Below are 21,546 nucleotides of genomic sequence, written 5' to 3' on the forward strand. Positions count from 1 at the left end.
TGCAGAAGGCGATCATGGCGGGCATTCCGATGCTGTCGGCGGTCTCGGCGCCGTCATCGCTGGCCGCCGATCTTGCCGAGCAGCACGGCCTGACCCTCGCCGGGTTCGTTCGGGGGGAGTCGATGGTTCTCTACAGCGGTGCCGATCGCGTCTCGTGTAACGACGCGAACCCCGATGAAGAATTCTCGATTGCGACTACCTCGATTGCGACTACCCGGAAAGGGACGTCATGAAGAGCTTCTGGTGCGGTGCGGTCATCCCGAATTGCGACGCGACTTTCGAGGCCACGACCGAGGACGAGATTGTCGAGCTCGTCGTCGCGCATGCCGCCGACGATCACGGGTTCGACGACGTGCCCCCAGACGTCGTCGCTCGCGTCCGTGAAGTGATCGTCGATCAGTGAGTTCCTCTGATCGGGCCCGCAAAGAGCGTCTCGGGGCGCAGATCGAGTCGGAGCTCGAGCGTGAGGTGGATGCGCTGATTCATTCTGCGCAGGCTCCCAAGGTGGTATTTCAGCCCATCGCCCATCTACCTCAGTTGCGGGTCGTCGCCTATGAGGCGCTGAGCAGATTCTCGGCGCAACCCCGGGTGGGCCCCGATCAGTGGTTCGCGGCGGCTGCCCGCATCGGACGAGAGGCCGACCTCAGCGCACTCGTCCTCGAGAAGGCACTGTCGACGAGGGCCACGCTGCCTCGTCGGACGTTCCTGTCGGTGAACATCTCCCCTGAGGTGTTGCTTTCCGATCGCGTGCAGAGATTGCTCGAGCGCGGGCCGCTCGACCGCATGGTCTTCGAGCTGACCGAACACTCCATCGTCACCGACTACGAGCAAGTTGCTGCCGCCATCGCGCGAGTGCGTGCACTCGGCGGGTTTGTTGCTGTGGACGACGCCGGCGCGGGATATGCCAGCATGCATCACATCCTGACGCTGCACCCCGATTTCGTGAAGCTCGACGGTTCGCTGGTGGCGGACCTGCACCGTGACCCGGCGAAGTCGGCGCTCGTCGAGATGTTCGGCGAGTTCACCAGCCGCATCGACGCCTGGTTGATCGCCGAGGGTATCGAGACGTCCGAAGACCTCCATCGGTTGCGCCAGCTCGGAGTGCCACTAGGACAGGGGTATCTGCTGGGAAGACCGGCCGAGGTGATGAATGGAATCGATCCGCTACTCAAGAGCCGGGCGCGCGATCTGTGCGAATCGAGAGAGACCGTGGCGCCCTTCATCGAAGCCGGCCGAACCGCACCCGCCGACTCCGACGATTCGTTGCTGCGCACAATGTTCGACGCCGAACCGGAGGTCCCGGCGATCGCCCTTCTCGACGCCGACACGCGCCCGATCAGTCTCGCGGCCCGCCATGGTGCGCGAGATATCGTGCGGCACAGCACCATGCGCGTGAATCGCGCTGCCGGTCGTCGAGAAGTGTTGCGACGCGCCATGACTCGACCGCTGCCCAGCCGGTTTGATCCGCTCGTGTGCTGCGACGAGAACGGCAACTACTCAGGCATGGTGCCCATCGACGCACTGATCTCGTCGCTCGCTGCCCGCTGAGGCACGCGCACCGTCGAAGCGTCAGAGGCGAACCCCGGACTCCGCGTCGAACCAATGTAATTCGCCTGCATCCGGGATCAGCCCGAGCGACTCGCCGACGGTGAACTCGCGCCTGTGGTCGACACGGACGACGATCCGCCCGTCACGAACGGCGACGTCGGCCGAGCAGTAGACGAACTGCTCTGACCCGAGTTCCTCGACCAGTTCGATCCGCGCCGTCAGCGAACCCAGCGTCCCCGGACCGGTGACCTGCCACGACTCCGCCCGTAGCCCGACGACGAGCCGCGGTGGCGCCGAACGGGGAACGGCGATCTCGGCGTCGCCGAGATGCGCACGGCCCGCGTCGATCTCGACGTCGATCAGACACATCTGAGGCGAACCCATGAACCCGGCGACGAACGTGTTTGCCGGATGCGCATAGATTTCGCGCGGACTACCGACCTGTTGCAGAATCCCCTTGCGCAGCACGGCAACACGATCGCCCATCGTCATCGCCTCGACCTGATCGTGCGTGACGTAGAGCGTCGTCGTGCCCAATTCACGCTGGAGTGCAGCGATCTGCGCGCGGGTACTCACACGCAGTTTGGCGTCGAGATTCGACAGCGGCTCGTCCATGCAGAACACCTTGGGGCGCCGCACAATCGCTCGTCCCATCGCCACTCGCTGACGCTGGCCGCCGGACAGTTTCGAGGGTTTGCGTTCGAGGAGCTCCTCTAGTTCGAGCATCGCGGCGACCTCGCTGACGCGGGTTGCCGTGTCGTCCTTGGACATTCCCGCATTGCGTAGCGCGAATCCCATGTTCTGCGCGACCGTCATGTTGGGGTACAGCGCATAGTTCTGGAACACCATCGCCACGTCACGGGATTTCGGTTCGAGGCCGATGACGTCATGTCCATCGATGCTGATGGACCCCGCCTCCACCGACTCGAGGCCTGCGAGCATGCGCAACGTCGTCGACTTGCCACACCCCGACGGCCCAACAAGCACCATGAACTCTCCGTCTGCCACATCGAGGTCGAGATGGTCGACGGCGGGCGGCGCATCGGGACTGAACTGACGCGTCGCTCCGTCGAAGGTCACTACCGCCACGTCACACTCCCGCCGAGTCGACAGTGGGTTCGTCGATAGTGGGCGCGTCGAAAGGAACCTTGTCCATATCGACTGTGCTGCTCATCATTTCGGCAGCTTCGGCTTGATCTGGGTGTCGTAGATCTGTTGGATCTGCTTGTTCACGTCGGCCATGGTGTCGTTCACGTCGGCGTTCTGCAGTCCGATCTTCTCGTACCCCGTACCGATGATCTTGTCGCCTCCGGGCACAAAGACGCGAGCGTAGTTCTGCGGCTTGGTCTTCGGCAACTGATCGATCGCGGTCTTGAAGTTGGGGTTCTTGTCGAGGAAGGCCACCATCGACGGGTCGCTCAGCGCCGACTTCCGAACCGGCATGTACCCGACGTTCTGCGAGAAGTACGCCGTGTTGTCGGTGTCGGTGATGAAGTTGATGAACTTCAGCGCGTTGATCTTTCGCGCGTCGGAGATCCGTGCCGGGATCGCCAGGCCGGCACCACCCGTCGGGCAACCGATCGTCCCGTCGGGAGCAGGCAGGAACGCTGTGCCGAAGTTGAACTTGGCATTCTTGGTGATTCCCGACAGGTCGCCGGTCGACGCCACTGTCGACGCGATGATGCCGGCGCTGAAATCGCCTGCGATGTCGTTGGATATCTTCGCGTATCGCTTGGTGTTGATCGACTCGCTCAAGTAGTTGGCGGCCTCGATCGTCTTGGGATCGGTGAACTTCAGGTTCCACTCGTCGGAGTAGGCTCCACCGAAGGTCCAGGTGGGACCTTGGAACGTCCACCCGAGGTAATCGACGGCATTACCCCAGCCGTGCGCCTGCTTACCGCCACCGACGACACCCTGGATTCGCGGACCCCACTCGCCGAACTCCTGCCAACTCTGCGGCCCGCGAGCCGGCAGTCCCGCCTGCTTCCAGACGTCGGCGTTGTAGTAGAACAGCGGCGTCGACCTCGCGTACGGCAGCGCCCACGTCTTGTTGTTCCACTTGTAGTCGCCCACAAGCGAATCGACGTAGTCGGAGGTGTTGACACCCGCCTTGCCGAAGAGGTCGTCGAGCGGAGCGATCGCACCGATGAGCGCGAAGTTGAACCACCACACGTCAGACAGGATGATGATGTCCGGTAGCGATCCGCCCGAGAGCGCGGCGTTGAACTTCTGCGCGGCTTCTTCGTAATTCTTTCCGGCGTCGACCAATTGGACCTTGATGCCCGGATTGGCCTTCTCGAAGCGCGAGATCAACTCCTTCTCGACGGCCGTCGACTTGCCGGGGTGGTTCGACCAGAAGGTCAGGTTGTTGGCGTCACCCCCGCCGTCGGAACCCTCCGAACTCCCCGATCCCGCGCAGGCCGATACCGCCAGGCCCGCCGCCAACGTGACACCTGCCGCGAGAAAACCGCGGCGAGACAACTCGTGCATTCGTGTGCTCCTGTTCCCCACTGTTTATCGTTCTCTGTCTGTCGCGCAGGTGGTTTCGACAAGCTCAACCACCGGTCTAACCACTCACCCGCCGATCGAGCTCACCTCGCTGATCGAGCTTGTCGAGATCACCCCAACGCAGAGGTGCGCCGTGGTTTCGACACGGCAGCTCGCTACGCTCGCGGCCTGCTCAACCAGCGGAAGAGCCCCGCTGATCGAGCCAACGCCGCTGAGGCACACCGTGGTTTCGACACGGCAGCTCGCTACGCTCGCGGCCTGCTCAACCAGCGGAAATGCGCCGCCGATCGAGCCAACCCTGCTGATCGAGCCCGGACCGCTGATCGAGCTTGTCGAGATCACCCCTTCACCGCCCCGGAGGTCAGGCCCTTGATCATGTGGCGCTGCAGGAGCAGGAAGACGACGAGCATTGGCAGCATCGCGAGCACCGTCGCGGCCATCACCGGGCCCCAGTTCGTCAGGCCGTCGTTGTTCTGCAACTGCGTCAGCCCGACGGGCAGCGTGGCGACGGTGTAGTCGTCGGCCATCAGGAACGGCCAGAGGTATTCGTTCCACTCGTTGACGAGCGTGATGAGTGCAAAGGCAACCATCGTCGGGATCGACAGAGGCAACACCACACGGGTCAGCAGCCGGAAGTGACCGGCGCCGTCCATACGGGCGGCTTCGATGATCTCGTGCGGTATCGACAGAAAGTGGTTGCGCATCAAGAACGTTCCGAATGCGACGCCAGCGAGCGGCAGGATGATGCCGAGGAACGTATTGCGCAGTCCGAGCTGTGCGACGAACGCGTAGTTCGTGATCGACGTGATCTGATTCGGCACCATCAGCGCAGCAATGATCACGATGAACACCACGTTCTTGAACGGAAACCGTAGGAACACAAGCCCATACGCGCTCAGCACGCCGAGCGCGAATTTCACGACGCCCAGGATCGACGTCACGATCAACGAGTTCCGCATGAAGTCCCAGAACGGAACCGACGTCGTCGCCTCGCGATAATTCTCCGGATGCCACACAGACGGCCACCACACGGCGGGCTGTACGTAGATCTCAGACCGATCCTTGAACGACGCCAGCAGAATCCAGACAAGCGGAAGCGCGACCAGGAGCACCACGACGACCATCGCGAGATATCCGAACACCGTCGCAACGCGTTTGCGCCGTGCGTACGCCGCTGCGCGCTGGTCGGCACCAACGGGACTCGTCGACGACGCGTCGTCCGATGTCGTGGACTCCACCACGACGACGTCGCTCATGCCTGTGCCCGATCCATCACGCGAACCTGCACGACGGTGACGACAAGAAGCACGACGAACATGATCGTCGCGACCGTCGCACCGTACCCGGCGCGGAAATTCCGGAACGTCTCCTCGTAGACCTGGTAGACCATCGTCGTGGTGCCGTTGCCGAGCGGACCTCCACGGGTCATCACGTTGATGATGTCGAAGACCTGTAATGAGTTGAGCAGCACCGTGATCGAGAGGAAGAACGTCGTCGGGCGCAGCTGCGGCAGCAGGACGCGACGGAAGTAGGTGAAGCGGCTGGCCCCGTCGATCGCCGCGGCCTCGTCGAGGTCGATTCGCTTCCCCTGCAACGCGGCAAGGTAGATCACGAACGCATAGCCCAGGTTCTTCCACACATAGGTCACCGTGACCATGAACAACGCCCAGTGTGGTTGCTGGTAGAAGTCCGGCGCCGACCCGAGGTGCAGCCGGTGCATCAGGTCGTTGATCAAGCCGAAACTCGGATCGAACACGAACTGAAACGCGATGCCCACGGCAGCACCGGAGAGAACGAACGGGGCAAACACGATGGACCGCACCAGGTTTCGGCCACGCAGCTTCCGGTCGAGCAACAACGCCAACGCGAGTCCCAGGGCCATACTGCCCGCCACCGCCACAACGGTGAAGATCACGGTGTTGACGACGATGGTCCAGGTGTCGGCACGCGTGAACCATTCCGAGTAATTCGAGAACCCGATGAAGTCGGCGCCGGGCGACGAGATGTTCCAGTCGTAGAACGACATTCGGATGTTCTCGATGAGCGGGCGATACGTGAAGACGCCGAGCAACACCAGATTGGGCGCTACGAGCGCGATGAACAGCGCGTAGCTACGCCACGACCGGGCGCGCGACGACGGAAGCACCCGCTCGTTGACTGACGACACCCGGGCAGTATTCAGCCCCGATCTTACGGATTGCGAACGAGATGATTGCCTGTCGACGTCCGGAAGGTGTCACGTGGACCACGTCTCATGAATGGAACATGAACACGCCCGAACCCGGGCTTAGTTGGGGTTGCCCACAGGCGCGGAAACCGAGCGCCTCGGCAACCGGAAAGAATGGGCGACGGAAGAACGGGCCAGCCGGAAGAGTCAGGCGGGGCGCTGCGTCAGAATGCGCGGGCCGTCGGCGGTGACGGCGACGGTGTGCTCCCAGTGGGCCGCGCGGGAGCCGTCGTCGGTGACGACGGTCCAGCCGTCGGGGAGCTCGGTGGTGTCGGTGGTGCCGAGCGTCAGCATGGGCTCGATCGCCAGCGTCGAGCCGATCACCAACAACGGACCGTGCCCGGGATCGCCCTCGTTCGGGAGGAACGGGTCGAGGTGCATTTCGCGCCCGATACCGTGCCCGCCGTAACCGTCGACGATGCCGAAGCCGCGACCAAAGGTCTTCTCCGCCTTGTGGGTTCCGGTCTCAATGGCATGCGAGATGTCGGTGAGGCGCGCGCCGTCGACCATGGCCGCGATGCCCGCCTCCATCGACAGTCGTGTCGCGTCCGAGAGGTCCTGGTCGGCCTGCGAAAGTTCGCCGACCCCGAAGGTCCATGCGGAGTCGCCGTGCCAGCCGTCGAGAATGGCGCCGCAGTCGATCGAGACGAGATCTCCCTCGGCGAGCACAACGGTCGACGACGGGATGCCATGCACCACAACGTCGTTGACGGAGCTGCAGATCGAGCCGGTGAACCCGTGATAGCCCTTGAACGACGGGACCGCACCCGCGCCGCGGATCACCGACTCGGCCACCTCGTCGAGCTCGAGGGTGCTCACCCCGGCTTTAGCTGCGTCGCGAACCGCGACGAGCGCCTCCCCCACAACGGCTCCCGCCGCAGCCATGGCGTCAAGCTCGCCAGGGCTGCGGAACGGAACACGTTTGGTCTTACGGAGCCTCATCGTGGATCGATTACCTCTAAGAGACCTTGACGCCGAGCGCGCTCAGCACTCGCTGGTGCACTTCGTCGACCTCGCCGACGGCGTCGACGGTCTTGACCTGGTCGCCGTAGTACTCGAGCAGCGGCGCTGTTTCTTTGTCGTACACCGCCATGCGGTTACGGATCACGTCTTCGGTGTCGTCGGCGCGACCACGCGCGAGCATCCGCTCAACGACGACGTCGGGGTCGACGACGAACGAGACGACAGCGTCGAGTTCCGTGTCGAGGTCGGCCAGGATCGAGTTCAACGCCTCGGCCTGCTCGATCGAACGGGGGAAGCCGTCGAGGATGAAGCCCTTCGAGGCGTCGGGCTCGTTGAGACGTGCGCGAACCATGTCGACGGTGATCTCCGGTGGCACCAGGTCGCCGGCGTCGAGGTACTTCTTGGCCTCGATGCCGATGGCAGTGCCCTGAGAGATGTTGGCGCGGAACAGGTCACCGGTGGAGATGTGCGGAATACCAAGCGTTTCCGACAGCAGTTCCGCCTGAGTCCCTTTACCAGCGCCGGGGGGGCCGAGAAAAACAAGTCTCACTTCAAGAATCCTTCGTACTTGCGTTGCATCAATTGACTGTTGATCTGCTTCACCGTGTCCAGACCCACGCCGACCATGATCAACACGGCCGTGCCCCCAAATGGCAGGTTCTGCACTCCCCCGCTGTTACCGATCTCGAGGAAGAGGTTGGGCAGTACAGCGATGATACCCAGATAGATCGAACCCGGGAGTGTGATGCGGCTCAGTACGTAGCCCAGGTAATCAGCCGTCGGCTGGCCGGGACGGATACCCGGGATGAACCCTCCGTACTTCTTCATGTCGTCGGCGCGCTCTTCGGGGTTGAAGGTGACAGCGACGTAGAAGTACGTGAAGAAGATGATCATGGCGAAGTAGACCAGGATGTACACCCAGCTACTCGGGTCGGCGAGGTACTGCGAGACCCACGATTGCCAGCCCGACTCGGTGCCGTCGGAACTCTTGGTCAGCTGCACGATCAACTGCGGCAGATACAGCAGCGACGACGCGAAGATCACGGGGATGACGCCGGCCTGGTTGACCTTCAGCGGCAGATAGGTCGACGACCCGCCGTACATCTTCCGGCCGACCATCCGCTTGGCGTACTGCACCGGGATTCGACGCTGGCCCTGCTCGATGAAGACCACGCCCGCGATGATGATCAGCGCCGCGAGGCACACGAGACCGAAGACCAAGCCGCCACGGCTGGTGAGGATCGCGCGACCCTCGGCGGGGATGCGAGCGGCGATGCCCGCGAAGATCAGCAGCGACATTCCGTTGCCGATGCCGCGCTCGGTGATCAGCTCGCCGAACCACATGACGAGGCAGGCGCCTGCGGTCATGACGAGCACGATGATCGACAGACCGAAGATCGACTGATCGGTGAGAACGTTGCCGCACTCCTGCGGGAGCAGGGTGCCGCGGTCGGCGAGCGCGACGATGCCGGTCGACTGGAGCAGTGCCAGCGCCACCGTGAGGTAGCGGGTGTACTGCGTCATCTTGGCCTGACCGGACTGGCCCTCCTTGCGGAGTTGCTCGAACCGCGGGATGACCACGGTGAGCAGCTGCACGATGATGCTCGCGGTGATGTAGGGCATGATGCCGATCGCGAACACCGAGAGCTGCAGCAGCGCTCCACCGGAGAACAGGTTGATCAGCGAGTAGACCTGATTGCCGCCACCGCTGTTGATGCGGTCGATGCAGGCGTGCACGGTCTTGTAGTCGACGCCGGGCGACGGGACCGTCGCGCCCAGGCGATACAGCACAATGATGCTGATGACGAAGAGGATCTTCTTCCTCAGATCGGGCGTCCGAATGGCCGCGACGAGGGGGGAAAGCACTAACTCCTCCTAGGAACGACCACGCTCGGGTTGTTCGGGGGCCCAGGCGGACCCCACCCCCACGTGCTCGGCAATCGACGTTGATCGGTGGTTGCGTTGTGCGGCAACGCCAGAAACTCTACCGGCTGCCACGACCGGCACTTCTCCGGGACCGCTCCACCTGAAGTTTTCGGCCGGCTCGCCCGACTCGACGCGCGTTGCGAGTGCACGCACACCGCCGAGTCCGACGAAACCAGCCCGCTGGCACCACAGCGGACGGCAGAACAGTGCTGCCGTCCGCTGTGGTCAGAAACGAACTTTCTTACAGTTCGGTGGTGCTGCCACCGGCAGCGGCGATCTTTTCCTTGGCCGACGCCGTGAACTTGTTCGCGGTCACGTTGACCGCGACGCTCAGCTCACCGTCGCCGAGGACCTTCACCAGCTGGTTCTTGCGAACCGCACCGGCAGCGACGAGCTCGTCGACGCCGATGGTGCCGCCCTGCGGGAACAGCTTGGCGATGTCGCCGACGTTGACGACCTGGTACTCGACCCGGTTGGGGTTGGTGAAGCCCTTGAGCTTCGGCAACCGCATGTGGATCGGCATCTGGCCGCCCTCGAAGGCTGCAGGCACGTTCTTGCGTGCCTTGGTGCCCTTGGTGCCGCGACCGGCGGTCTTACCCTTGGACCCCTCACCGCGACCCACACGGGTCTTCTCGGTCTTCGCGCCCGGAGCGGGGCGAAGGTGATGGAGTTTGATGGTCATTGCTCTTAAACCTCTTCGACTGTCACGAGGTGTGCAACCACGTTGATCAAACCGCGGTTGATCGGGGTGTCCTCGCGGGTGACGGTCTGGCGGATGCCCCTGAGTCCAAGGGTCCGCAGGCTGTCACGCTGGTTGCTCTTGGCACCGATGGTGCCCTTCACCTGGGTGATCTTCAGCTGTGCCATGTCTTACACTCCCTGGCCTGCGCGCGCCCGGAGCATACCGGCCGGCGCCACATCTTCGATCGGCAGACCGCGACGTGCGGCGACCTCTTCGGGACGCTGCAGCATCTTGAGTGCGGCCACGGTCGCGTGGACCACGTTGATCGCGTTGTCGGAGCCGAGGCTCTTGGCGAGCACGTCGTGCACGCCCGCGCACTCGAGCACGGCACGCACCGCGCCACCGGCGATGACACCGGTACCGGGGCTGGCCGGACGCAGCATCACGACACCGGCAGCAGCCTCACCCTGAACCGGGTGGGTCACGGTGCCTGCGATCAGCGGAACGCGGAAGAAGTTCTTACGAGCCTCTTCGACGCCCTTCTGGATCGCGGCCGGAACTTCCTTGGCCTTGCCGTAGCCGACACCGACCATGCCCTGGCCGTCGCCGACGACCACGAGAGCGGTGAAGGAGAACCGACGTCCACCCTTGACCACCTTGGACACACGGTTGATGGTGACGACGCGCTCGAGCTGGTTGCGCTCCTGGTCACGATCGCGTCCGCGGTCGTTACGACGATCGCGGCCACCGCGGCGGTCGTTGCCGCCCTGGTTGTTGTTGTTGTCGTTACCGGCGGGTCCGTTTCCGCCGTCACGCTGCCGTCCGGGCATCAGAGGTTCCCTCCGGTCATGTTGGTCTTGCTGTTGTTGCTGGTCATCATCAGAACTGCAGGCCTCCCTCACGGGCGGCGTCGGCGAGCGCGGCGATACGGCCGTGGTAGTTCTTGCCACCACGGTCGAAGACGACGGCCTCGACACCTGCGGCCTTGGCGCGAGCGGCGATCAGTTCACCGACGCGACGGGCCTGTGCCGACTTGTCGCCACCGGATGCACGCACGTCAGCCTCGATGGTCGACGCCGCGGCGAGGGTCTTGCCCGCGAGGTCGTCGATCAGCTGCACGTGGATGTGACGGCTGCTGCGCTTGACGGCCAGACGCGGACGCTGCGGCGTTCCGCTGACCTTCTTGCGAAGGCGGAAGTGACGATTGCCGGTCGCGGTGCGACGACGGGTCGACACGTCCTTGCCGATGGGCTTGCGGACAGTTTTGGTTGCTGTATCACTCATGGCTTACTTACCCGTCTTTCCGACCTTGCGACGGATCTGCTCACCCTCGTAGCGAATGCCCTTGCCCTTGTACGGGTCGGGACGACGCAGGCGGCGGATGTTCGCCGAGATCTGGCCGACTTGCTGCTTGTCGATACCCGACACCGAGAACTTGGTGGGCGACTCGACGGCAAACGTGATGCCCTCGGGAGCCTCGATCGGCACGGGATGGCTGTAACCGAGCGCGAACTCGAGGTCGCGACCCTTGGCTGCGACGCGGTAGCCGACACCGAAGATTTCCATCTTCGTGGTGTAGCCCTTGGTGACGCCGTCGACCAGGTTGGCAACCAGCGAGCGGTTCAGACCGTGCAATGCACGGTTACGACGCTCGTCGTTGGGGCGGGTCACCACGATGGTGTTGTCTTCCTGCGCCACCTGAATGGGGCTGGTGACAACGTGGCTCAGCTCGCCCTTGGGTCCCTTCACGGTGACCGTCTGTCCGTCGATGGAGACGGTGACGCCCGCGGGGATCTCGATCGGATTCTTACCGATACGCGACATTGTGCTTACCTCCCCTTACCAGACGTAGGCGAGGACTTCGCCGCCCACGCCCTGGTTGGCTGCCTGGCGATCGGTGAGCAGACCGGACGACGTGGAGATGATGGCCACGCCGAGGCCGCCCAGGACCTTGGGCAGGTTGGTGGACTTTGCGTACACCCGCAGACCCGGCTTGGACACGCGGCGCAGTCCTGCGATGGAGCGCTCACGGCTGGGGCCGTACTTGAGGGCGACGACGAGGTTCTTTCCGACCTCCGCATCTTCGGTGCGGTAATCGGTGATGTAGCCCTCGCGCTTCAAGATCTCGGCGATGTTCACCTTGAGCTTCGACGACGGGAGGGTCACCTCGTCATGGAACGCCGAATTGGCGTTACGCAGACGTGTCAAGAAGTCTGCGATCGGGTCAGTCATGGTCATGGTTGACCGTCAACCTTTCTCGTAGCGGTTCCCATGCAGCGCCGATCATCAGGATTTCTCCTGTGACCTGCGGTGGGCCTTCCACGAAGTGGATAGTGAATAGGTTCTCGCCGCCGGTGCCCTAGGCATTTCGCCAGCACCGGAGACTATTCAGTTGTAGCCGTGACCCGAGTGCGGACACGCGAAGGTGCACAGGCAACCGTTCTAGTGTAGAGAATCGGCTGGCCAGACCCAAATCGATGCCCGCAGCGGTCCTGAGTCACCGCGTTCGATGCGGACGCACGACCATACCCAGCAGCGCCATCCCCGCCACGACGGCCGCACCCATCATCGCCCACCCGGCGCCGTCGGCTCCGCCAACCGACGCCAACACCGCGCCGAGTGCCGCGACACCAAAGGCCCCTCCGAGCTGACGCGACGCGCTGAACAAGCCGCCTGCCGTACCCGCGGATCCCGCGGGAGCACCCGCGACGATGAGCCCGGTCATCGGCACGATCACCAGCGGTAACGCCGTTCCGGCGACCAGCATCGTCACGATCAGCGCCCACAGTGGTCCGCCTACGAACATCACCACCGCGATCGCGACAGAACCCACCACAGCCGCGGACTGGCCCAGCAACGCCGGCAACTGCGGCCCACGCGCGGCGACCACGCGCCCCACAACCGGGCCGAGGACACATGGCCCGAACGTGTAGGCGATGAGGACGAGTCCCGCACCCAATGGCGACAGCCCGCGTGCGTTGATCAGATACAGACTCGCGACAAACAGCGTCGACGCCATCACCACCTGAATCGTGAAGCCGAACAACGTTCCTCGCAGGATCGACGGAATACGGAGCAGACGCACGGGAATCGCCGGGGCGGCGCTTCGTCGATCCGACCAGTAGAGCAGTCCGGCCGCGCACACCGTCGGGATCAGCGCCCACGCCGCGATCGAGGATCGCTCCCCCGTTTCGATGATGACGACGACCACGAGCGCGAAGAACACCACCGCGAGTAGCTGTCCGCGCATATCGAGTCGCGCACCACGGTCGCGTGCCCTCGAGTCAGCCGGAAAGTATCGACTCCAGGCCAGCGCGAGAATTCCCACCGGCACGTTGATCAAGAAGATCCACCGCCATCCGCCTGCGGCGATGAGGATTCCACCGACGGTCGGTCCTGCCGCGAAACCGCACCCGGTGACCAGTGCGTAGAGCCCGATGGCGCGATGCCGGTCGGCTGGTTCGGGATTCATCCTCCCGATCAGTGCCAGCGTCGTCCCCGGGATGAGTGCCGCGGCAGCGCCCTGGAATGCGCGCAGGATGATGAGGATCAGCAACGTCGGAGCGAGAGCGCACAACACCGACGTGAGCACGAACGCGAGAACGCCCACCCGGTACGTGCGCAGCGCGCCGTAGCGATCGGCGATCGCCCCGGAACTCAGCAACAGCGCACCGAAGGTGACCAGGTAGGCGCTGACGACCCACTGTTGTCCCGCAACACTGCCACCCAGTGACCTGGCGATGTCCGGCAGCGCGACGTTGAGGACCGTCGAGTCGGCCAGCACCAACAGGTAGCCGAGTGAGACACCGACGTTGCTGAGGGTGCGACCGCGCATGACCTCGCCCGAGCGGCGTCGTGATCTGGAGGGTTCGCGAGTTGTCGTTGGCACGGCATCAGGATGCTGCCGACACCCGACGTCGATCGACCGGAATAGATGCAGTCGGTGTGCGGTTTTTCCGAACACCATCCGATGCGTCATGCCTCCCGGCCCCAAACGAGGAGTAGCAGTCATGGAGATTCGACACGTACGGACCTTTCTCGCGGTCGCCGAGCATCGCACCGTCCTCGGCACCGCGGCCGCCCTCGACCTGGCCCCGTCGTCGGTGTCGCAACAGATCAGGGTGCTCGAACGCGACCTCGGTGTGCAGCTCTATCACCGCTCGCCGAGCGGTATGCGCCTGACCGACGCCGGACTCGTACTGGCCGCCCAGGGCCCCGAGTTCCTCGACCGCTGGGCCAGACTCGGTCGTTCGGTCACCATTGCAGCCACGGCCACGCCCCTGCGTATCGCGAGCACCGAACACATGGTCGCCACGCAGATCCCCGGCATTCTGCGCGAGTTCGGCAACCGGGTCCCCGGTGGAACCGTCGCCGTGGACACCCTCATTGACCCGACGTGCGTCGTCGACGCGGTGGCGTCTGGGAGCGCCGACGTCGGACTCGTACTCGACATGCACGACGACGCGGCCGACCGTTGGCTCCTGCCCGCGACTCAGCGCACAGACGTCTCCTACGCCGACCTGGTCCCCGTCACCACGGCAATCGCGATGGCATCGGGCCATTCGCTTGCTCGACACGAGCGCCTCACCATCGCCGACCTTGTCGGCGAACACATCCTGAGCGGCCCACGACGATGCGCGACACACCTCGGCGTCGAGAACATGCTGCCCGAACCGATGGAACCCATGCCGAGCCTTGTTGTCGCCTTCAGTTGGGCTGCCAACGGCCTCGGGGTGGTGATGGCCCCGAAGTTCGCCGTTGGCGCCACGTCGGCTGCCGGCCAGCTCGTCGCGGTAGATCTCGACATCACGCCGCACACCTCCTGGATTCGGATGGTGTGGTCATCCGAGCGTCCGGTCGTCGGCGACTTCCGCGACCTGCTGTACGCGGCGAGCGTCGGAGTAAGCGGCGATACGACGCGCGAGGTCGGTCAACCGGGTGAGATCGCCGCGGCGTCGTGACCCACCTGCCGTCGACGGCTAGGCTGCTTCGGTGAATTGGGAACTGATCTCCTGCGGCCTGCGCGGTCACGAGACCTACCGCCCCGACGAGCCCGATCTCGCCGATCATCTGCACACCGAGACCAGCGCCGGCGACGCGTGGCGATGCCTGCGTTGCGGCGATTACGCCCTCGGCTCACCTCGCAACAGCGGGCCCGCCGACCATGCCCCGGAGGTTCCGCGTGGTCGGTTGCTGCGCGACCTGATCATCATGCGACTGCTCGCCGTCGAGCGCCTGATCCGCGGGATCTTTCTCGTCATCGCAGGCATATTCGTGATCGAACTGCGCAACAGTCAACAGACGCTGCACGAGAAGTTCGACGCCGAGATGCCGCTGCTCAAACCGATCGCCGACCAGATCGGTTGGAACATCGACGATTCCAAGGTCGTGCAGTGGATCGAGAAGGCGACCACCTTGTCGAGCGCGACCATCGTGCTCGTCGGCTGCGCGCTGCTCGCCTACGGAATCAGCCAGTTCGTCGAGGCGTACGGCCTGTGGTTCGCCAAACGCTGGGGCGAGTACTTCGCGGTGATCGTCACCAGCATCTTCATCCCGCTCGAGGTTTACGAACTCGTCGAGAAGGTGACCGTGTTCAAGGTGTTGCTGCTCGCCGTCAACGTCGCCGCGGTCGTCTGGCTCATCTGGAGCAAGCGGCTGTTCGGTGTCCGCGGCGGCGAAGCGGCCTACCACGCCGAACACAGCGCCGAGAGCCTCCTCACCGTCGAGCGGGCGGCCGGCTGATCGCCGCTGTCACGCACCGCACCGCCGCCGCACACCCGTCGGTCGCGGGAGCTATATTCACGTCCGATGACTCACGCCGACAGTGATACGCCACCGCCGGTCGGCCACGCGATCCGTCCCGGACGGGTCGTCCGCCTCGCGGACGTGTACGGCCCGGCAATCGACGACCTCGCTGACGCCGTAGCACCGGAACTGCCGGTGATCTTGGACTACCGCGGCCCCGATGAACGGAGCGCACGGCAGGTCGCCACCGAGATCCTCGAGGCGCTCGAATCGGCGCTGATCACATTGTTCCCGGCCTGGCTACCTGGCAGGTCATCCGGTGAGCGACTCGACGTCGGCGATGCAGAGACGCTGGCCCGGCAGTTGTGCGCCGACGTCGGCCTGTCGACTGCCGTGGTGGTACCGCTCGCGCGGGCGGGCGCCGCGAACGAACGCACGACGCCATCCGCAATTCCTGAACAACGCGCGGCCGTGCTCGTCGCATTGCTACGCCACTTCTATGGTCGCCCCGAGGTGGTGCTCGCCGTGCGGGCAAGTAGCGCGCTGCCCGATGATGCGCAGCGCACCGCGGCGTCGGCATGTGCGTGGCTCGCGGAGCATGCCAACATGACCGTCTGGCTCACCGCCGACGCATTGCCCGTGGTGCGCCGAGTACCTGTGCTGCGCCTCGGGGTCGCCTCATCAACCGTTCCCGTCCCGACCGACCCGCTGCGACCGACTCTGATCGTCTCCCGGCCGACGGGCGCTCCAGCTCCGCACAGCGCGGCAGAGCAGGCACTCGAATATGTTCTGTCCCAACATGATTGGGCAGCCGGGCGTCGCTGGAATCGTTGCCCCACCGATCTCGCCGCATTGTCGGGAGTCGCGATAGTCGACGTCCTATGGCCGGATGCGCGAGTCATTGTCGAGGTCGACGGCCCCGACCATCGTCGAGCCGACAAGTACGCCCGTGACCGCCGCCGCGACAATATGCTGCAGCGGCACGGCTACGTGGTACTCCGCTACACCAACGAACAGGTTCTCGGCGACACGTCGTCAGTCGTCGCGGAGCTGCACGAAGTCCTCACCCATCACCATCCGACACCCAGCTCGCCTACTGCGCCTGGACCTGATCTGAAGGAGTCACAGTGGACCACCCGAAGCTGACACCGAGCCAAAGCGCGGTGCTCTTCGTCCTCATGGCGGAGTCCACGGAGTTGTCGACTCCTCGCCTACGCGAGCTGGGCCCCAACCTCGACAAGCCCGGACGACAGAAGTTGACCGAACACGGCCTGATCGAGTCGCGCAAAGGCGAGCGCAATGCGCTCTACCACTCGCTCACCGACCGCGGATGGGCTTGGTGTGCAGACGAATTGCGTGCAGGGCCTCCGGACCGCTCGTTGCCCCCGATCCGCGCGCTGTATGCCGTCCTCAACGCAATCGGGCGTCATCTCGACGCCGAAGACTTCCGACTGTACGAAGTCTTCGGCCGTCCGCGCCCCGTCGTCGAGGCCGCGCCGCCCGCGTCGTCGAAGGCCGCGAACATCGGCGCCCGCATCATTGCCACATACGAGTCGTTGGCTCATCAGCGCGGTGCGCTCGTCGACGTCGCGGCACTCCGTTCCGCGCTACCCGACGTCGGCCATTCCGAGTTCAACGCCGCGATCCTCGAATTGCAGGACCGCCCGGGTATCAGTCTGATCCCTCAGGACGACCGGGCCCGTCTCAGCGAGACCGACCGAGCTGCGGCCGTTGTGGTCGGCACACAACCGTGCCACCTGTTCGCAGTCGAGGAGGACTGATGGACAACGACATTCGCGAGGCACTCGAGTCGATCCGACTCGACTGGGCCGACACCCCCGACGACGTGTGGGGCACGTCAGGCACCTACCACGTCGCCGGCTTGCACGAGCAGGTCGCCGACGAGACGATGCGTAGCTTCGCCGACGCTGCGCGGTCGGAGTCAGCCAGCCCCATCGGCGTGGTGATCCGCGGCGTAGCGGGCTCGGGCAAGACGCACCTTCTCGGACAGATCCGTCAGCGCGTGCAGGAGCGGGGCGGCTACTTCTTCTTGGTGAGATTGCTCGACGGCAGCGACTTCTGGAAGTCGGTCACGGTCGCGGTGCTCGAGAGTCTCAATCGCCCCAGCCCGACACATCCAACCCAGCTCGCACAACTTCTCGACCACCTTGCCCGAGAAGCCGACGTGTCGGAGTCGACGCGTGCAGCAGTCGTCGGTGAGGCGACGCTCACCGCTTCTGCACTCGAAGAGTTCGTGGCGGGCGTGTATCGAAACCATCCCCATCGCCGACGGTCGCAGCACATCTTGCGGGCGCTGGTACTGACAGCGTCACAGGACTACGACGCCAGAGACCTCGGCGAGGCGTTTCTACACCTCGATGTCGACGACGCAGACGAGTTGGCCGAGTGGGGTATCCGCAACGCGACGCTCGGCTACCAAGAGATGGTCCAAAATATCTCCCGCATCGTCGCGTTCGATGCCGCAGCAGTACTGGGCGTCGACCAGATCGACACGCTCATCGAAGCGGGATGGTCGGCCGCCGCGGACGAGAACTCAGTGGTCAATCAGGTGGCTCACGGTTTGATGGCGTTGCGCGAGAACATGAGTCGGACGGCAACCGTTGTCTCGTGCATCACGGCGGCCTGGGAACATCTGGAGAGTAGGGTGATGCGCTCCGCAGTCGAGCGCTTCCGAAAGCCACCAATGCTGCAGCGGCCGCCGTCGGATGACTTCGCGCGCGAGCTCCTCGCCAAACGTTTCGCACCCGGCTTCGCCCAGATCGACTTCACGCCACCCCAACCACATTGGCCTGTCGACGACGTAGCGCTCGCCGATGCACAGCGATACACCCCGCGCGAACTCATGATGGCCGTCGACCGGCAGGTTGCGGCGATGCTGCGCAGCGGCACGTTCACATCGATCACGACGTTGAACGACACCCACACGCCGACACGCCCGGCCAGCGACAACGCTCGTGAACAGTCGAACGACGTCCCCTCCGTGAGCGAATCGCATTCGGCGACAACAGATGTCGACGCAATCGAAAAGCGGTATCGTGAGTTGATCGAGCAAGCCAACCCCGCCGCCGCCCTTGACCACGCCACAGAGGATGTCGTCGTCCCCGATTTGCTGCAGGCCGGACTCGGCGCGTGGATCGAAGCCCTCCCCAGCGGGGCAGGCAATTGGTATCAGGACCCCAAGCCGGGGGCAAAAGCCTTGCTGCACGGGCGAATCAGTCATGTCATCGACCCCGCGACAGAGTCCGAAGAATCGTGGAGCTTCCGCGCGCTTGCCGCCACACACCCCCGCGCGGTCCAGTCCCGCCTCACCAACGCCAACATCGCCTCGGGACTTAGCCTCGGCGAGGTCGAGCGCACCCTGGTGGTGCTCAGGCGCCAGCCGTGGCCCACCGGACCCAAAACCGCACAGTTGGTCGACGAACTGCATCGCCGCGGCGGTCGGGTGATCGCCTGGACAGACGACGACATCCGACGACTCATGGCATTGGCGCAGTTGCGTTCCGAGCGACCAGCGCAGTTGCACGACTGGATCGTCGATCGTGCACCGGCAGCCGAGATCGGCTTCCTCGCAGAGATTCTCACACCCGGATTGACCAAGGCCCTCGCCACGGAGGTCGAGACGCCGAAGGTGGAGACGCCGCAGGGTGCATCATCGGGAGCCCACGCAGCCGAGACCGACGCCGCTTCCTGCGCGGTAGCGATCACGCCTGACGAGGCGAGTCCTGTTGCCACCGAGTTCCGTTCGTCCGGTGAACACCGCGCAGTCGACGTGCTGCCGATCGGTGTTCGATCAGTCGACGGCGAACCAGTTGAGGCGCCGCTGGAGTCGCTCCGCAAGCATGCCGCCATCTTCGCGGGTTCCGGCTCCGGAAAGACCGTACTCATTCGACGCATCGTCGAAGAGGCAGCTCTGCAGGGTGTTTCGTCGATAGTCCTGGACATCAACAACGACCTCGCACGACTCGGGATGCCCTGGCCTGAAGGCACGCGGGAATGGAGTCCAACCGACCGCGCCGCGGCCGACCGCTATTTCGCCGACACAGAGGTTGTTGTGTTCACCCCCGGGCGGCGCTCCGGTCGACCGTTGAGCTTTCGTCCGCTGCCCGAATTCGCCTCGCTGGAAACCGATTCCGACGAGTTTTTCGCGGCGGTCGACTCTGCCGTCGGCGCGCTCCTCCCCAAGGCGCGCCCCTCCGAACGCGGCGCGCGCGCATCACGCTACGAGGCGGTGTTGCGACAGGCGATGGTGTACTTCGGTCGTCGCGGCGGTGGAAGCCTGCCGTCCTTCGTCGCCTTGCTGTCCGAACTACCCGACGGGGTGTCGAATCTCGCAGACGCTCCGCGCCTCGCGATCGATTTGGCGGAGAATCTGAAGGCGTCGATGGCCAACGACCCGTTGCTGGACGAAGCCGCGACACCTGCCGACCCGGGTCTGCTGCTCACCCCATCGCCGGGCTATCGCGCCCGCGTGTCGGTCATCAACCTCGCGGGACTCGGAAGCGAGTCGCGCGTCGCGAACTTCGTCGGGCAACTGCAGATGTCGTTGTTCGCGTGGATCAAGAAGCACCCTGCCTCCGATCGCCCCCTTGGCGGCATCTTGGTGATGGACGAGGCGCAGAACTACGCACCGTCGCAGGGCGTCACGACGGCGACGCACAGCACGTTGGCGCTGGCTTCGCAGGCGCGCAAGTACGGATTGGGGTTGATCTTTGCGACTCAGGCCCCGAAGGGTATCCACGGCCGCGTCAGCGGCAACGCGTCGACTCAGCTCTTCGGAAGATTGAACCACCCGAACCAGATCGAAGCTGCCAAGGAGTTGGCAAACAGCAAGGGAAGTCCGATCCCCGACGTCGGCCGACTATCGACCGGAACGTTCTACACCGCGGTCGACGGCGGCCGTTTCGTCAAAGTCGACACCCGGCTGTGTCTGAGTTACCACCCGAAGAGTCCGCCCACCGAGGACGAGGTGATCGCCATCGCGCGCGCGTCCCTGGACTAGGGCCGCATGAGCATCTGCCGAGTCCGCGGTGGCGCGGCCTCCAATGCCACCCACCGCCGGGCGTGGCGTGCCATCGTGAGACATGGACACCACGCGACTTCCAGCCCTCGTCGACGAACTCATCGCCACGGCGCGCGACGCGCACAGTCGCCGCGCCGGGCACACGCTGCACGGCAACTCGGCGCGGCACCTTCGCCAAACCGTCATCGCATTGGCGGCCTCCACCGAACTCGGCGAGCACCAGAGCCCAGGCGAAGCGACGCTTCAGGTGCTCCGCGGCGACGTGACGCTCACCGCGGGCGACGACGAATGGCACGGCATGACCGGCGACCTCATCACCATTCCCGACGCCCGACACAATCTCCGCGCCAACGAGGACTCTGCGGTACTCCTCACCGTGCTGGCGAACTAGCCTCCGAACGTCGTGCCGAGAGCCATCGCCACCACCATCGCAGCATCCCGACGAAGACGATCACCCAGATCAGCAGCGCCAGCCACGCCTCCCAGGTACCCATGGTCTTGATCCACGAGACCTGCCAGGCGATCCCCAACTGTCTGCTGGCCACGCCCCACATGCCGATGGGGAACACGATCGACCACAACGCGGTGCGAAATCCCGAATGCGTACCCGGCCTACGCGCGTGCCAGATCATCAGTGCGACGAGCAGCGGTATCAACCAGGTCCCGAAGATCCAACCCATCAAACACAGCGTTCCGACGACGTCGTGCGAGACCAGCCGCTGCATGGCGCCCGCCCCGAGAACCTCTGCACCGGCGAGCACCGAAATCGCCCCTGCACCCATGAACACCCAGTAGGGGGCGACCTCGTCGTCCGCCGACAGGCCGATGATGATCAGTCGCGCGGCGACCAGCACCGCCATCACGACCAGTATCAGCACACCGGTCCCCCCAGGGTCACGGCAAAGT

At 64.5% G+C, this 21,546-nt stretch carries 23 protein-coding genes and 1 pseudogene; 9 read left to right on the plus strand and 15 right to left on the minus strand.

From position 1 onward, the window contains the following. The 3 genes from B3T59_RS09705 to B3T59_RS09715 form a co-directional block, all read left to right on the plus strand. A partial coding sequence (locus tag B3T59_RS09705; RefSeq protein WP_287002127.1) for a formate dehydrogenase accessory sulfurtransferase FdhD occupies positions 1–233 on the plus strand: 233 nt, incomplete at its 5' end. Further along, positions 230–403: a DUF1059 domain-containing protein gene (locus B3T59_RS09710; protein WP_267626169.1), complete on the plus strand. Its 174-nt coding sequence runs from the start codon at positions 230–232 to the stop codon at positions 401–403. The genes B3T59_RS09705 and B3T59_RS09710, both read left to right, overlap by 4 nt. Beyond that, a complete protein-coding gene (locus B3T59_RS09715; RefSeq protein ID WP_267626170.1) occupies positions 400–1,548 on the plus strand; it encodes an EAL domain-containing protein in 1,149 nt (382 codons plus the stop codon). The genes B3T59_RS09710 and B3T59_RS09715 overlap by 4 nt, the downstream gene beginning before the upstream one ends. 21 nt (positions 1,549–1,569) lie before the next feature. Here B3T59_RS09715 and B3T59_RS09720 read toward each other — a convergent pair whose 3' ends face one another. The 14 genes from B3T59_RS09720 to B3T59_RS09785 all read right to left on the minus strand — a co-directional run bounded on the left by B3T59_RS09720 (position 1,570) and on the right by B3T59_RS09785 (position 13,743). Continuing rightward, on the minus strand, positions 1,570–2,637 hold the full coding sequence (locus B3T59_RS09720) for an ABC transporter ATP-binding protein (protein WP_267626171.1): 1,068 nt from the start codon (positions 2,635–2,637) through the stop codon (positions 1,570–1,572). Between the two features lie 84 nt (positions 2,638–2,721). Continuing rightward, positions 2,722–4,038, minus strand: a complete 1,317-nt coding sequence (locus B3T59_RS09725; protein WP_005207968.1) for an ABC transporter substrate-binding protein — start codon at positions 4,036–4,038, stop codon at positions 2,722–2,724. 356 nt (positions 4,039–4,394) lie between these two features. After that, positions 4,395–5,312 (minus strand): carbohydrate ABC transporter permease, encoded by a 918-nt coding sequence (locus B3T59_RS09730; RefSeq protein ID WP_267626172.1) that lies wholly within the window; start codon positions 5,310–5,312, stop codon positions 4,395–4,397. Further along, on the minus strand, positions 5,309–6,223 hold the full coding sequence (locus tag B3T59_RS09735; RefSeq protein ID WP_267626173.1) for a carbohydrate ABC transporter permease: 915 nt from the start codon (positions 6,221–6,223) through the stop codon (positions 5,309–5,311). The genes B3T59_RS09730 and B3T59_RS09735 overlap by 4 nt, the downstream gene beginning before the upstream one ends. Positions 6,224–6,430: 207 nt before the next feature. Continuing rightward, a complete protein-coding gene (map, locus tag B3T59_RS09740; protein WP_267626174.1) occupies positions 6,431–7,225 on the minus strand; it encodes a type I methionyl aminopeptidase in 795 nt (264 codons plus the stop codon). 16 nt (positions 7,226–7,241) lie between these two features. Next, a complete protein-coding gene (locus tag B3T59_RS09745) occupies positions 7,242–7,796 on the minus strand; it encodes an adenylate kinase (protein WP_064862192.1) in 555 nt (184 codons plus the stop codon). Further along, complete coding sequence (gene secY, locus B3T59_RS09750) at positions 7,793–9,112, minus strand: preprotein translocase subunit SecY (RefSeq protein WP_267626175.1); 1,320 nt, start codon at positions 9,110–9,112, stop codon at positions 7,793–7,795. The genes B3T59_RS09745 and secY overlap by 4 nt, the downstream gene beginning before the upstream one ends. Positions 9,113–9,413: 301 nt before the next feature. After that, the gene (gene rplO / locus B3T59_RS09755) at positions 9,414–9,854 is read right to left on the minus strand and encodes a 50S ribosomal protein L15 (protein ID WP_064862190.1); all 441 of its coding nucleotides are present in this window, start codon (positions 9,852–9,854) and stop codon (positions 9,414–9,416) included. Positions 9,855–9,859: 5 nt separating this feature from the next. Then, positions 9,860–10,039 (minus strand): 50S ribosomal protein L30, encoded by a 180-nt coding sequence (gene rpmD, locus B3T59_RS09760; protein WP_005208385.1) that lies wholly within the window; start codon positions 10,037–10,039, stop codon positions 9,860–9,862. Between the two features lie 3 nt (positions 10,040–10,042). Then, positions 10,043–10,684, minus strand: coding sequence for a 30S ribosomal protein S5 (rpsE, locus tag B3T59_RS09765; RefSeq protein WP_005170418.1), 642 nt, complete (start codon positions 10,682–10,684; stop codon positions 10,043–10,045). A gap of 49 nt (positions 10,685–10,733) precedes the next feature. Beyond that, positions 10,734–11,138, minus strand: a complete 405-nt coding sequence (rplR, locus tag B3T59_RS09770; RefSeq protein WP_251722808.1) for a 50S ribosomal protein L18 — start codon at positions 11,136–11,138, stop codon at positions 10,734–10,736. Between the two features lie 3 nt (positions 11,139–11,141). Then, a complete protein-coding gene (gene rplF, locus B3T59_RS09775; protein WP_005208387.1) occupies positions 11,142–11,678 on the minus strand; it encodes a 50S ribosomal protein L6 in 537 nt (178 codons plus the stop codon). 15 nt (positions 11,679–11,693) lie between these two features. Continuing rightward, positions 11,694–12,092: a 30S ribosomal protein S8 gene (gene rpsH / locus B3T59_RS09780; protein ID WP_005208388.1), complete on the minus strand. Its 399-nt coding sequence runs from the start codon at positions 12,090–12,092 to the stop codon at positions 11,694–11,696. A 259-nt stretch (positions 12,093–12,351) separates the two neighbouring features. Further along, complete coding sequence (locus tag B3T59_RS09785) at positions 12,352–13,743, minus strand: MFS transporter (protein ID WP_287002128.1); 1,392 nt, start codon at positions 13,741–13,743, stop codon at positions 12,352–12,354. 121 nt (positions 13,744–13,864) lie between these two features. Between B3T59_RS09785 and B3T59_RS09790 the strand changes: the two genes are divergently transcribed. From B3T59_RS09790 to B3T59_RS09815, 6 genes are all read left to right on the plus strand, one after another. After that, complete coding sequence (locus B3T59_RS09790; protein WP_064864743.1) at positions 13,865–14,815, plus strand: LysR family transcriptional regulator; 951 nt, start codon at positions 13,865–13,867, stop codon at positions 14,813–14,815. A gap of 31 nt (positions 14,816–14,846) precedes the next feature. Then, complete coding sequence (locus B3T59_RS09795; RefSeq protein WP_064864744.1) at positions 14,847–15,596, plus strand: DUF2127 domain-containing protein; 750 nt, start codon at positions 14,847–14,849, stop codon at positions 15,594–15,596. 66 nt (positions 15,597–15,662) lie between these two features. Further along, on the plus strand, positions 15,663–16,745 hold the full coding sequence (locus tag B3T59_RS09800; protein WP_267626176.1) for a DUF559 domain-containing protein: 1,083 nt from the start codon (positions 15,663–15,665) through the stop codon (positions 16,743–16,745). Then, complete coding sequence (locus B3T59_RS09805; RefSeq protein WP_082946530.1) at positions 16,727–17,380, plus strand: MarR family transcriptional regulator; 654 nt, start codon at positions 16,727–16,729, stop codon at positions 17,378–17,380. The genes B3T59_RS09800 and B3T59_RS09805 overlap by 19 nt, the downstream gene beginning before the upstream one ends. After that, on the plus strand, positions 17,380–20,619 hold the full coding sequence (locus B3T59_RS09810; protein WP_287002129.1) for a helicase HerA domain-containing protein: 3,240 nt from the start codon (positions 17,380–17,382) through the stop codon (positions 20,617–20,619). Before B3T59_RS09805 ends, B3T59_RS09810 begins: the two co-directional genes overlap by 1 nt. 82 nt (positions 20,620–20,701) lie before the next feature. Beyond that, on the plus strand, positions 20,702–21,031 hold the full coding sequence (locus tag B3T59_RS09815; protein ID WP_064864750.1) for a cupin domain-containing protein: 330 nt from the start codon (positions 20,702–20,704) through the stop codon (positions 21,029–21,031). Here the strand turns inward: B3T59_RS09815 and B3T59_RS09820 are convergent. After that, positions 21,012–21,546 (minus strand): annotated as a pseudogene (locus B3T59_RS09820) (hypothetical protein); the annotation flags it as partial. The gene B3T59_RS09815 and the pseudogene B3T59_RS09820 sit on opposite strands and share 20 nt — an antisense overlap.

The sequence above is a fragment of the Gordonia sp. UBA7860 genome, assembly GCF_002500165.1.
Lineage (GTDB): Bacteria > Actinomycetota > Actinomycetes > Mycobacteriales > Mycobacteriaceae > Gordonia > Gordonia sputi.